This is a genomic window from Lelliottia jeotgali (assembly GCF_016771845.1).
GTDB lineage: Bacteria > Pseudomonadota > Gammaproteobacteria > Enterobacterales > Enterobacteriaceae > Enterobacter > Enterobacter jeotgali.
Map to the genome: position 1 here is coordinate 15,185 of NZ_JAENMQ010000020.1, position 11,086 is coordinate 26,270.

At 49.9% G+C, this 11,086-nt stretch carries 25 protein-coding genes; 1 reads left to right on the forward strand and 24 read right to left on the reverse strand.

Annotated elements, in window-relative coordinates; genetic code table 11:
* Positions 1-4 precede the first annotated feature (4 nt).
* From rplO to rpsJ, 21 genes are all read right to left on the reverse strand, one after another.
* Positions 5-439 (reverse strand): 50S ribosomal protein L15, encoded by a 435-nt coding sequence (gene rplO / locus JBO43_RS22585; RefSeq protein WP_095283666.1) that lies wholly within the window; start codon positions 437-439, stop codon positions 5-7.
* Between the two features lie 3 nt (positions 440-442).
* Positions 443-622 carry a 50S ribosomal protein L30 gene (rpmD, locus tag JBO43_RS22590; RefSeq protein ID WP_003863301.1) on the reverse strand — a complete coding sequence of 60 codons (180 nt, stop codon included), beginning with the start codon at positions 620-622 and terminating at the stop codon, positions 443-445.
* Between the two features lie 6 nt (positions 623-628).
* Complete coding sequence (gene rpsE, locus JBO43_RS22595; protein WP_002438697.1) at positions 629-1,129, reverse strand: 30S ribosomal protein S5; 501 nt, start codon at positions 1,127-1,129, stop codon at positions 629-631.
* Positions 1,130-1,143: 14 nt separating this feature from the next.
* Positions 1,144-1,497, reverse strand: a complete 354-nt coding sequence (rplR, locus tag JBO43_RS22600) for a 50S ribosomal protein L18 (protein ID WP_015960708.1) — start codon at positions 1,495-1,497, stop codon at positions 1,144-1,146.
* Positions 1,498-1,506: 9 nt separating this feature from the next.
* On the reverse strand, positions 1,507-2,040 hold the full coding sequence (rplF, locus tag JBO43_RS22605) for a 50S ribosomal protein L6 (protein ID WP_095283667.1): 534 nt from the start codon (positions 2,038-2,040) through the stop codon (positions 1,507-1,509).
* Between the two features lie 12 nt (positions 2,041-2,052).
* On the reverse strand, positions 2,053-2,445 hold the full coding sequence (gene rpsH / locus JBO43_RS22610) for a 30S ribosomal protein S8 (protein WP_006178918.1): 393 nt from the start codon (positions 2,443-2,445) through the stop codon (positions 2,053-2,055).
* Between the two features lie 33 nt (positions 2,446-2,478).
* On the reverse strand, positions 2,479-2,784 hold the full coding sequence (gene rpsN, locus JBO43_RS22615) for a 30S ribosomal protein S14 (protein ID WP_015960709.1): 306 nt from the start codon (positions 2,782-2,784) through the stop codon (positions 2,479-2,481).
* Positions 2,785-2,798: 14 nt separating this feature from the next.
* Positions 2,799-3,338: a 50S ribosomal protein L5 gene (rplE, locus tag JBO43_RS22620; protein WP_015960710.1), complete on the reverse strand. Its 540-nt coding sequence runs from the start codon at positions 3,336-3,338 to the stop codon at positions 2,799-2,801.
* 14 nt (positions 3,339-3,352) lie between these two features.
* On the reverse strand, positions 3,353-3,667 hold the full coding sequence (gene rplX / locus JBO43_RS22625; RefSeq protein WP_095283668.1) for a 50S ribosomal protein L24: 315 nt from the start codon (positions 3,665-3,667) through the stop codon (positions 3,353-3,355).
* 10 nt (positions 3,668-3,677) lie between these two features.
* Positions 3,678-4,049, reverse strand: coding sequence for a 50S ribosomal protein L14 (rplN, locus tag JBO43_RS22630; RefSeq protein WP_015960712.1), 372 nt, complete (start codon positions 4,047-4,049; stop codon positions 3,678-3,680).
* 166 nt (positions 4,050-4,215) lie between these two features.
* Positions 4,216-4,470 (reverse strand): 30S ribosomal protein S17, encoded by a 255-nt coding sequence (rpsQ, locus tag JBO43_RS22635; protein WP_006817275.1) that lies wholly within the window; start codon positions 4,468-4,470, stop codon positions 4,216-4,218.
* On the reverse strand, positions 4,470-4,661 hold the full coding sequence (gene rpmC, locus JBO43_RS22640; protein WP_032614707.1) for a 50S ribosomal protein L29: 192 nt from the start codon (positions 4,659-4,661) through the stop codon (positions 4,470-4,472). Before rpmC ends, rpsQ begins: the two co-directional genes overlap by 1 nt.
* Complete coding sequence (gene rplP, locus JBO43_RS22645; RefSeq protein WP_002919759.1) at positions 4,661-5,071, reverse strand: 50S ribosomal protein L16; 411 nt, start codon at positions 5,069-5,071, stop codon at positions 4,661-4,663. The genes rpmC and rplP overlap by 1 nt, the downstream gene beginning before the upstream one ends.
* A gap of 12 nt (positions 5,072-5,083) precedes the next feature.
* Positions 5,084-5,785: a 30S ribosomal protein S3 gene (gene rpsC / locus JBO43_RS22650; RefSeq protein ID WP_000529945.1), complete on the reverse strand. Its 702-nt coding sequence runs from the start codon at positions 5,783-5,785 to the stop codon at positions 5,084-5,086.
* Positions 5,786-5,802: 17 nt separating this feature from the next.
* Positions 5,803-6,135 (reverse strand): 50S ribosomal protein L22, encoded by a 333-nt coding sequence (gene rplV, locus JBO43_RS22655; protein ID WP_002919773.1) that lies wholly within the window; start codon positions 6,133-6,135, stop codon positions 5,803-5,805.
* 14 nt (positions 6,136-6,149) lie between these two features.
* Positions 6,150-6,428 (reverse strand): 30S ribosomal protein S19, encoded by a 279-nt coding sequence (gene rpsS, locus JBO43_RS22660; RefSeq protein ID WP_001138115.1) that lies wholly within the window; start codon positions 6,426-6,428, stop codon positions 6,150-6,152.
* Between the two features lie 16 nt (positions 6,429-6,444).
* Positions 6,445-7,266 (reverse strand): 50S ribosomal protein L2, encoded by an 822-nt coding sequence (gene rplB / locus JBO43_RS22665; RefSeq protein ID WP_095283669.1) that lies wholly within the window; start codon positions 7,264-7,266, stop codon positions 6,445-6,447.
* A gap of 17 nt (positions 7,267-7,283) precedes the next feature.
* Positions 7,284-7,586: a 50S ribosomal protein L23 gene (rplW, locus tag JBO43_RS22670; RefSeq protein WP_004868363.1), complete on the reverse strand. Its 303-nt coding sequence runs from the start codon at positions 7,584-7,586 to the stop codon at positions 7,284-7,286.
* Complete coding sequence (rplD, locus tag JBO43_RS22675; protein ID WP_003031119.1) at positions 7,583-8,188, reverse strand: 50S ribosomal protein L4; 606 nt, start codon at positions 8,186-8,188, stop codon at positions 7,583-7,585. The genes rplW and rplD overlap by 4 nt, the downstream gene beginning before the upstream one ends.
* A 10-nt stretch (positions 8,189-8,198) precedes the next feature.
* Positions 8,199-8,828: a 50S ribosomal protein L3 gene (gene rplC, locus JBO43_RS22680; protein WP_016538466.1), complete on the reverse strand. Its 630-nt coding sequence runs from the start codon at positions 8,826-8,828 to the stop codon at positions 8,199-8,201.
* 32 nt (positions 8,829-8,860) lie between these two features.
* Positions 8,861-9,172, reverse strand: coding sequence for a 30S ribosomal protein S10 (gene rpsJ / locus JBO43_RS22685; RefSeq protein WP_001181005.1), 312 nt, complete (start codon positions 9,170-9,172; stop codon positions 8,861-8,863).
* A gap of 385 nt (positions 9,173-9,557) precedes the next feature.
* On the opposite strand from rpsJ, the gene JBO43_RS22690 reads away from it, so the two are divergent.
* Positions 9,558-10,031, forward strand: coding sequence for a prepilin peptidase (locus JBO43_RS22690; RefSeq protein WP_103948320.1), 474 nt, complete (start codon positions 9,558-9,560; stop codon positions 10,029-10,031).
* Here the strand turns inward: JBO43_RS22690 and bfr are convergent.
* From bfr to JBO43_RS22705, 3 genes are all read right to left on the reverse strand, one after another.
* Positions 10,015-10,491, reverse strand: coding sequence for a bacterioferritin (gene bfr, locus JBO43_RS22695; protein ID WP_095283671.1), 477 nt, complete (start codon positions 10,489-10,491; stop codon positions 10,015-10,017). The two genes, JBO43_RS22690 and bfr, sit on opposite strands and share 17 nt — an antisense overlap.
* A gap of 72 nt (positions 10,492-10,563) precedes the next feature.
* Positions 10,564-10,758: a bacterioferritin-associated ferredoxin gene (bfd, locus tag JBO43_RS22700; protein WP_059180778.1), complete on the reverse strand. Its 195-nt coding sequence runs from the start codon at positions 10,756-10,758 to the stop codon at positions 10,564-10,566.
* A gap of 191 nt (positions 10,759-10,949) precedes the next feature.
* Positions 10,950-11,086 (reverse strand): EF-Tu C-terminal domain-related protein (locus JBO43_RS22705; RefSeq protein WP_456237261.1); only part of this gene is annotated, 137 nt, incomplete at its 5' end.

Here is an 11,086-nt window from a genome sequence, read left to right on the forward strand (position 1 = left end):
CTACTTATTCCTCAATTTTACCGCCAGCAGCTTCGATAGCAGCACGAGCGCCTTTAGAAACACGCAGGCCACGAACAGTTACCGGAGTAGAAACTTCACCAGCCAGGATCACTTTCGCGAACTCGATCTGGATACCGATAATGTTTGCTGCTTTCAGCGTGTTCAGGTCTACAACGCCGCCTTCAACTTTCGCCAGGTCAGACAGACGGATTTCCGCTGTAATCGCTGATTTGCGAGAGGTGAAACCGAATTTCGGCAGACGACGGTACAGTGGCATCTGGCCACCCTCGAAACCACGGCGTACGCCACCGCCAGAACGAGAGTTCTGACCTTTGTGACCACGACCACCGGTTTTACCGAGGCCAGAACCGATACCACGACCAAGGCGTTTACCCGCCTTTTTAGAGCCTTCGGCTGGAGACAGAGTATTTAAACGCATCTCTTACTCCTCAACTTTAACCATGAAGTAAACCGCGTTGACCATACCACGTACAGCGGGAGTATCCTCACGCTCAACGGTATGACCAATACGACGCAGACCCAGGCCAAGCAGCGTTGCCTTGTGTTTCGGCAGACGACCGATTGCACTGCGGGTTTGAGTGATTTTAATAGTCTTTGCCATGGTCAATTACCCCAGAATTTCTTCAACGGATTTACCACGCTTGGCAGCGACCATTTCTGGAGAATTCATATTTTCCAGGCCATCAATAGTTGCACGAACCACGTTAATCGGGTTGGTGGAACCATATGCTTTGGCCAGAACGTTATGAACTCCAGCGACTTCGAGAACGGCGCGCATTGCACCACCGGCAATAATACCGGTACCTTCTGAAGCCGGCTGCATGAAGACACGAGAACCCGTGTGAACACCTTTTACAGGGTGTTGCAGGGTGCCGTGGTTCAGCGCGACGTTAATCATATTGCGACGGGCTTTTTCCATCGCTTTCTGGATCGCTGCTGGAACTTCACGCGCTTTACCGTAACCAAAACCAACGCGACCGTTACCATCGCCAACAACAGTCAGAGCTGTGAAGGAGAAAATACGACCACCTTTAACGGTTTTAGATACGCGGTTAACCGCGATCAGCTTTTCCTGCAGTTCGCCAGCTTGTTTTTCGATGTGAGCCATCTTACACCTCTACCTTAGAACTGAAGGCCAGCTTCACGGGCAGCATCTGCCAGTGCCTGGACACGACCATGATATTGGAACCCGGAACGGTCAAAGGACACAACTTTGATGCCTTTTTCCAGAGCGCGTTCAGCAACAGCTTTACCAACAGCTGCAGCAGCGTCTTTGTTACCGGTGTACTTCAATTGTTCTGTAATAGCTTTTTCTACAGTAGAAGCAGCTACCAGAACTTCAGAACCGTTTGGTGCAATGACCTGTGCGTAAATATGACGCGGGGTACGATGTACCACCAGGCGAGTTGCACCCAGCTCTTTGAGCTTGCGGCGTGCGCGGGTCGCACGACGGATACGAGCAGATTTCTTATCCATAGTGTTACCTTACTTCTTCTTAGCCTCTTTGGTACGCACGACTTCGTCGGCGTAACGGACACCCTTGCCTTTATAAGGCTCAGGACGACGGTAGGCGCGCAGGTCTGCTGCAACCTGACCGATCAGCTGTTTATCCGCGCCTTTCAGCACGATTTCAGTCTGAGACGGACATTCTGCAGTGATACCGGCAGGCAGCTGATGCTCAACGGGGTGAGAGAAGCCCAGAGACAGGCCTACTGCATTCCCTTTGATAGCTGCACGATAACCTACACCAACCAGCTGAAGCTTTTTAGTGAAGCCTTCGGTAACACCAACAACCATTGAATTCAGCAGGGCACGCGCGGTACCAGCCTGAGCCCATCCATCCACGAAACCATCACGTGGACCGAAGGTCAGAGCGTTTTCTGCATGTTTAACTTCAACAGCATTGTTGAGGGTACGAGTCAGCTCGCCATTTTTACCTTTGATCGTAATAACCTGACCGTCGATTTTTACATCAACGCCGGCAGGAATGACGACCGGTGCTTTAGCAACACGAGACATTCTTTCCTCCGATTAGGCTACGTAGCAGATAATTTCGCCACCAAGACCAGCTTGGCGCGCTGCACGATCAGTCATAACACCTTTAGAGGTAGAAACAACTGCGATACCCAGACCAGCCATAACTTTAGGCAGCTCATCTTTTTTCTTATAGATGCGCAGGCCTGGGCGGCTGACACGCTGAATGCTTTCTACAACAGCTTTACCCTGGAAATACTTAAGAGTAAGTTCCAGTTCCGGCTTGGTGTCGCCTTCAACTTTAAAATCTTCGATAAAACCTTCTTCCTTCAGCACATTGGCAATTGCCACTTTCAGCTTGGCGGAAGGCATGGTGACCGCAACTTTGTTCGCGGCCTGACCGTTACGGATACGGGTCAGCATATCCGCGATCGGATCTTGCATGCTCATCTGTCTTTACTCCCGTGATTCAATTGGTGACAATTACCAGCTAGCCTTTTTCAGACCCGGGATTTCACCGCGCATAGCGGCTTCACGGACCTTAATACGGCTCAACCCGAACTTCCGCAGGAAAGCGTGCGGACGACCAGTTTGACGACAGCGGTTACGCTGACGAGACGGGCTGGAATCACGCGGCAGAGACTGCAGCTTCAGAACTGCGTTCCAACGATCTTCGTCGGAAGCGTTCACATCAGAAATGATCGCTTTCAGTTCAGCGCGTTTAGCGAAGAATTTATCAGCTAAAGCTACGCGCTTTACTTCGCGTGCTTTCATTGATTGCTTAGCCATTCAGTAACCCTACCTTACTTGCGGAACGGGAAGTCAAAGGCAGCCAGCAGAGCACGGCCTTCTTCATCAGAGTTCGCAGTAGTGGTAATGGTAATATCCAAACCACGCACGCGGTCGACTTTATCGTAGTCGATCTCTGGGAAGATGATCTGCTCACGGACACCCATGCTGTAGTTACCACGACCATCGAATGACTTAGCGGACAAGCCACGGAAGTCACGGATGCGTGGAACAGCAATAGAGATCAGGCGCTCAAGGAACTCCCACATGCGTTCGCCACGCAGAGTTACTTTACAGCCGATCGGATAGCCCTGACGGATTTTGAAGCCTGCAACAGATTTGCGTGCTTTGGTGATCAACGGCTTTTGACCGGAGATTGCTGTCAAATCAGCTGCTGCATTATCCAGCAGTTTCTTATCAGCGATCGCTTCACCAACACCCATGTTCAGGGTGATCTTCTCGACCCGAGGGACTTGCATGACAGAATTGTAGTTAAACTCAGTCATGAGTTTGCTAACTACTTCGTCTTTGTAGTAATCATGCAGTTTCGCCATCGTACTACTCCAAATTACTTGATAGTTTCGCTATTAGATTTGAAGAAACGGACTTTTTTGCCGTCTTCGAATCTAAAGCCTACACGGTCAGCCTTGCCGGTTGCCGTGTTGAAGAGTGCAACGTTAGAAACCTGAATAGCAGCTTCTTTTTCAACGATGCCACCTGGTTGGTTCAGGGCCGGAACCGGCTTCTGATGTTTCTTAACCAGGTTGATACCTTCAACAATGATCTTGCCGGAAGACAGAACATTTTTTACTTTACCGCGTTTACCTTTATCTTTACCGGTTAACACGATAACTTCGTCATCACGACGGATTTTCGCTGCCATGATTCGCTCCTTAGAGTACTTCTGGTGCCAGAGAGATAATTTTCATGAACTTTTCAGTACGAAGTTCACGAGTTACCGGCCCAAAGATACGCGTGCCGATAGGCTGCTCGCTGTTATTATTTAAAATAACGCATGCATTACCATCGAAGCGAATGACAGAACCGTCAGGGCGACGAACACCCTTCCTGGTGCGCACCACTACCGCTTTCAGCACATCACCTTTTTTGACCTTACCACGTGGAATTGCTTCCTTGATGGTGATCTTGATGATGTCGCCTACGCCTGCGTAGCGACGGTGCGAGCCACCCAGAACCTTGATACACATTACGCGACGTGCACCGGAGTTGTCGGCGACGGTCAGCATAGTCTGTTCTTGGATCATTTCAGTGCTCCGCTAATGTCAACTACTACCTGAGACTCTAAATTCAGAGTCGTCGAAAAGCCCCATATCGAGGGCGCGGCATTATAACACCGCTTCTACAATATGGGTAGAAAAAATACACGGCTCATTACTGAGCCGTGTATTCGTATTGAGAAGGCTTACTGTATTACAGAACGGCTTTCTCTACAACGCGAACCAGCGTCCAGGACTTAGTCTTGGACAGCGGACGGCATTCGCGGATTTCAACCACGTCACCGATACCGCATTCGTTGTTCTCGTCATGTACGTGCAGTTTGGTCGTACGCTTGATGAATTTACCGTAGATCGGGTGTTTCACAATACGTTCGATAGCAACAACAATGGATTTCTCCATTTTGTCGCTAACAACACGACCTTGCAGAGTACGGATTTTATCGGTCATTACGCACCCGCCTTCTGAGTCAGTAAAGTCTTAACGCGTGCAACATCACGACGCACTTGCTTCAGCAGGTGAGTCTGTTGCAGCTGGCCACTTGCCGCCTGCATACGCAGGTTAAACTGCTCACGCAGCAGGTTCAGCAGCTCAGCGTTCAGCTCTTCAACGCTTTTTTCACGCAGCTCATTTGCTTTCATTACATCACCGTCTTAGTTACAAAGGTGGTTTTAATCGGCAGTTTCGCTGCTGCCAGGCCGAATGCTTCACGGGCTAGCTCTTCCGGTACGCCGTCCATTTCATACAGGACTTTACCCGGCTGAATCAAGGCAACCCAATACTCCACGTTACCTTTACCTTTACCCATACGAACTTCCAGCGGCTTCTCGGTAATTGGTTTGTCCGGGAATACACGGATCCAGATTTTACCTTGACGCTTAACTGCACGGGTCATTGCACGACGTGCTGCTTCGATCTGACGTGCAGTCAGACGACCACGGCCAACAGCTTTCAGACCGAAAGTGCCGAAGCTAACATCCGTACCCTGCGCCAGACCACGGTTGCGGCCTTTGTGCACTTTACGGAATTTTGTACGCTTTGGTTGTAACATCAGCGACGCTCCTTATTTACGGCCTTTACGCTGCTGCTTTTTAGGTTGCGCAGCCGGTTTTTCCGGTTGTTCAACAGCAGCCATACCACCCAGGATCTCGCCTTTGAAGATCCATACCTTAACGCCGATTACACCGTAAGTGGTGTGCGCTTCAGAGGTGTTGTAGTCAATGTCAGCACGCAGTGTGTGCAACGGTACGCGACCTTCGCGGTACCATTCGGTACGTGCGATTTCCGCGCCGCCGAGACGGCCGCTAACTTCAACTTTGATACCTTTAGCGCCCAGACGCATTGCGTTCTGTACAGCACGCTTCATAGCACGACGGAACATAACGCGACGTTCCAGCTGTGAAGTGATGCTGTCAGCAACCAATTTAGCGTCCAGTTCAGGCTTACGAACTTCAGCGATATTGATCTGTGCAGGAACGCCAGCGATATCCGCTACGACCTTGCGCAGTTTTTCTACGTCTTCGCCTTTCTTACCGATAACGATACCCGGGCGAGCGGTGTGAATAGTCACACGAATGCTCTTAGCCGGACGCTCGATAACGATACGAGATACAGACGCCTTAGCCAGTTCCTTAGTAAGGTACTGACGTACTTTAAAATCGCTGTCCAGGTTGTCAGCGAATTCTTTGGTGTTCGCAAACCATGTTGAATTCCATGGTTTTACAATACCCAGGCGAATACCATTAGGATGTACTTTCTGACCCATTGCTAGTCTCCAGAGTCTCAGCGATCGGACACAACCACAGTAATGTGGCTGGTGCGCTTCAGGATGCGATCTGCACGACCTTTCGCACGCGGCATAATGCGCTTCATGCTTGGGCCTTCGTCTACGAAGATTTTCGCAACTTTCAGATCGTCAATGTCAGCGCCATCGTTGTGTTCAGCGTTAGCAATGGCAGATTCCAGTACTTTCTTAACCAATACCGCAGCTTTCTTGTTGGTATAGGTCAGGATGTCCAGGGCCTGCGACACTTTCTTACCGCGAATCAGGTCAGCAACAAGGCGAACCTTCTGAGCAGAAGAACGAGCATGGCGATGTTGAGCTAAAGTTTCCATCTCTTCCTCCTACCTTATTTCTTCTTCGCTTTTTTATCAGCAGCATGGCCGCGATAAGTACGAGTCGGTGCGAATTCACCCAGTTTATGACCGACCATTTCGTCGGAAACAAAGACTGGAACGTGCTGACGACCATTATGGACAGCGATGGTCAAACCGATCATGTTAGGAAAGATCGTTGAACGACGGGACCAAGTGCGCAGGGGCTTCTTGTCTCCGCTTTCCACCGCTTTCTCTACCTTCTTCAGCAAGTGCAGGTCAATAAAAGGACCTTTCTTGAGAGAACGTGGCATGGCTTATCCTCTAAAATTATTTGCTACGGCGACGTACGATAAATTTATCAGTACGCTTGTTGCTGCGGGTCTTCTTACCTTTGGTCTGAACGCCCCATGGTGTTACTGGGTGTTTACCAAAGTTACGACCTTCACCACCACCATGTGGGTGGTCGACTGGGTTCATCGCAGTACCGCGAACGGTAGGACGAACACCACGCCAGCGTGCAGCACCTGCTTTACCCAGAACGCGCAGCATATGCTCAGCATTGCCAACTTCGCCCAGAGTTGCACGGCATTCTGCTTCGACTTTACGCATTTCACCAGAGCGCAGACGCAGGGTGACATAAGCACCATCGCGAGCAACGATCTGAACGTAAGTACCAGCGGAACGCGCCAGCTGACCGCCTTTACCTGGTTTCATTTCTACGTTATGAACGGTAGAACCAACCGGGATATTGCGCATCGGCAGGGTGTTACCTGCTTTGATTGCAGCATCAACGCCAGACTGAATCTGGTCGCCAGCTTTCAGGCCTTTAGGGGCCAGGATGTAACGGCGTTCGCCATCTTTGTACAGAACCAGCGCGATGTTCGCGGAACGGTTCGGATCGTACTCAAGACGCTCAACAATTGCTGGGATACCATCTTTGTTGCGTTTGAAGTCAACAATACGGTAAGCCTGCTTGTGACCACCACCGATATGACGAGTGGTGATGCGGCCATTGTTGTTACGACCACCGGATTTGCTGTTTTTTTCAACCAGCGGAGCAAAAGGTTTGCCCTTGTGCAGCTCTGGGTTGACCACTTTAACAACGTGGCGACGACCCGGAGATGTCGGTTTGCATTTAACAACTGCCATTGTATTACTCCTCCGACTTACTCAGCGCCGCCGACGAAGTCCAGATTCTGGCCTTCCTTCAGGGTGACGTAAGCTTTTTTCCAGTCGCTACGACGACCGATACGCTGTCCGTGACGTTTAACTTTCCCTTTAACTACCAGGGTGTTAACGACTTCGACTTCGACTTCAAACAGTTTCTGCACAGCAGCTTTGATTTCTGCTTTGGTCGCGTCTTTAGCAACTTTGAGAACGATGGTATTGGTTTTTTCCATCGCAGCAGACGCTTTTTCAGAAACGTGCGGTGCACGAAGCACCTTCAGCAGACGTTCTTCACGAATCATGCCAGCATCTCCTCAACTTGCTTAACAGCATCGGCAGTCATTACGACTTTGTCGAAGGCGATCAAGCTAACCGGGTCGATACCAGTTGCATCGCGTACGTCAACCTTGTGCAGGTTGCGCGCAGCCAGGAACAGGTTCTCGTCCAGCTCACCGGTGATGATCAGCACATCTTCCAGAGCCATGTCTTTCAGTTTCTGTGCCAGCAGCTTAGTTTTAGGCGCTTCAACAGAGAATGATTCGACAACGATCAGACGATCCTGACGTACCAGTTCGGACAGGATGCTTTTCAGCGCGCCGCGGTACATCTTTTTGTTTACTTTTTGACTGTGGTCCTGCGGGCGAGCAGCGAAGGTCACGCCACCGGAACGCCAGATCGGGCTCTTAATAGAACCTGAACGCGCACGGCCGGTACCTTTCTGGCGCCACGGCTTTTTGCCGGAACCAGTTACTTCAGCACGAGTCTTCTGAGCACGAGTACCCTGACGAGCACCAGCTGCATAAGCAACAACAACCTGGTGAACCAGCGCTTCGTTGAAATCACGACCGAAGGTAGTTTCGGAAACAGTCAGCGCGCTCTGCGCGTCTTTCAATACTAATTCCATTGCTATCCCCTTACGCCTTCACAGCTGGTTTAACGATCAGGTCGCTACCGGTTGCACCGGGAACAGCACCTTTAACCAGCAGCAGGTTGCGCTCAGCGTCAACGCGTACTACGTCCAGGCTCTGAACAGTTACACGTTCGTTACCCAGCTGACCTGCCATTTTCTTGCCTTTAAACACTTTGCCCGGAGTCTGGTTCTGACCGATAGAACCCGGAACGCGGTGAGACAAGGAGTTACCGTGGGTAGCGTCCTGGGTACGGAAGTTCCAGCGCTTAACGGTACCAGCAAAACCTTTACCTTTAGAGGTACCGGTTACGTCAACTTTTTTAACTTCAGCAAACAGCTCAACGCTAATGTCCTGACCTACGGTGAACTCTTCGCCTTCAGCAAGGCGGAATTCCCACAGACCACGGCCAGCTTCTACGCCAGCTTTAGCGAAGTGACCAGCTTCCGGCTTGGTTACACGGTTAGCTTTTTTAGCACCGGTAGTAACCTGAACAGCACGGTAGCCATCGTTAGCCAGATCTTTAACCTGAGTAACGCGGTTTGCTTCAACTTCGATTACGGTTACTGGGATAGATACGCCATCTTCAGTGAAGATGCGGGTCATACCCACTTTTTTACCGACTAAACCAATCATTGTTTCAACCTCTCAATCGCTCGATGACCTGATTAACCCAGGCTGATCTGCACGTCTACACCGGCAGCCAGATCCAGACGCATCAGAGCATCAACGGTTTTCTCAGTTGGCTCAACGATGTCAACCAGACGCTTGTGAGTGCGGATCTCGTACTGATCACGCGCGTCTTTGTTAACGTGCGGAGAGATCAGAACGGTAAAGCGCTCTTTGCGGGTCGGCAGCGGGATCGGACCACGGACTTGCGCACCAGTGCGCTTAGCAGTCTCGACGATTTCCGCGGTTGATTGATCGATCAGACGATGATCAAACGCTTTCAGGCGGATACGGATTCTTTGGTTCTGCATGAGACCAGAGCTCCAATTATTTTATAAACGAAAATGATTACTACTCAAACCCATTACGATTGATGGGAGAGTGTAACCGTTCTTACGTAGCCCCCCAATTGGGAGCATTGTTGAGTAACGAAAAGCGGTGTTACTCAGGTTCAGATTGAACCGCTGTCAATTACGACAAGCCCGCGCATTATACGTAAATCTGGACTCAACGCAAGTGCTGATTATAAAGCAGACGCTGTAGGTTGCTTTTGCGTAGCCGCTCGATGTTTAGCTGCAATCAGTGTCCGCTGAAGTAGACTCATTGGAACGCTCTGCGCAGAGGCTAATTTTGCTGTTTGTTCTTAGACATTCGGAAGGAGAGGATACCGCAGCGATAACGACTGAGGTGTAAACCATGCTAACCGCCCTTCCCTTTCAGGTGATTTATTTCGTATTAACTTGTCTTCTGGTTCGCGAGGATATCCGTTCCGGTCTCCTTCCGGATAAATACCTTTGCCCACTACTTTGGAGTGGCCTTCTGTTTCATCTCATCAACCGGCCTGAGTTTCTCTTTAGTGCTGTTGTAGGCGCCATAGTTGGGTACGCGGGCTTTGCCAGTATTTACTGGGGCTATCGAACGGTGTTTAAACGTGAGGGGCTAGGGTATGGGGACGTGAAATATCTTGCTGCTTTGGGCGCCTGGCACGGCTGGTGTGTGCTTCCTGCACTGACACTGTCTGCCGCAGTCCTGGCTACAAGCTATGTTCTTATTCAGATGCTGTGCAATCCTGGCCAGCAGATACATAAAAACCCGCTACCGTTCGGTCCATTTCTGGCGGCAGCAGGTTTATTGTCGGGCTGGCAGAGTCTAATCAATCTGCCACTTTAATCTGCGACTGCAGGTAGTTTTGCAAACCAATTTTGCCGATGAGGTCCAACTCGGTTTCGAGCCAATCAATATGGCCCTCTTCGTCAGCCAGAATGGTAATCATCATATCGCGGCTAACGTAATCATGGACACTGTCGGCATAAGCAATGGCCTCACGAAGATCTTTCGCGCCTTCCAGCTCAAGCCGTAGGTCAGATTGCAGCATCTCCTCGACATCTTCGCCAATGCCGAGCTTTCCGAGGTCCTGCAGATTCGGGATGCCCTCAAGAAATAAAATACGCTCGATATATTTATCAGCGTGTTTCATTTCATCGATCGATTCATGATATTCAACATCATTGAGGCGCGTCAGGCCCCAATTTTTGAACATTCTCGCATGGAGAAAATACTGATTGATTGCGACAAGCTCATTTCCCAATAATTTATTGAGATAACTTATGATTTTAACATCACCTTTCATTATATAGTCCCTCCGCTTCCACTTATTGAAGCGTAGATGGGGCTACAGGGATGTCAAAAAAAAGATAGTGCCTCAGGCGATCTCTTTGTATTCCGGGATCTGCATCAATTCATCCTGCATAATCTCGCGCGCCGCGCGTACGCACTTACCGCATTGATTTCCTACCGGAACAAATTTACGAAGCTGCTGAAAAGACTGAGGATGAAACTGGCGAACGGCCTGACGTATTTTTTTGTCACTGACACCATTACACAAACAAACGTACATAAACACTCCCGCTCAATTTATGATCAAAGTGTAAGTGAGAATAATTATGATTACAATAGCACATACGTAAAGAGACGGGACGGTTGCAGACAATAAATGCGAATAAGTGTGACAGTTATTAAATTAGAAATGTAAAAAGGGCGCCGAAGCGCCCTTTACTATTAACCACTAATTAACGAGTAATTAGATGATTAAGCGATGACTTTAGCAACAACGCCCGCGCCTACAGTACGGCCGCCTTCACGGATTGCGAAACGCAGACCGTCGTCCATCGCGATTGGGTGGATCAGGGTAACAACCATTTTGATGTTGTCGCCCGGCATTACCA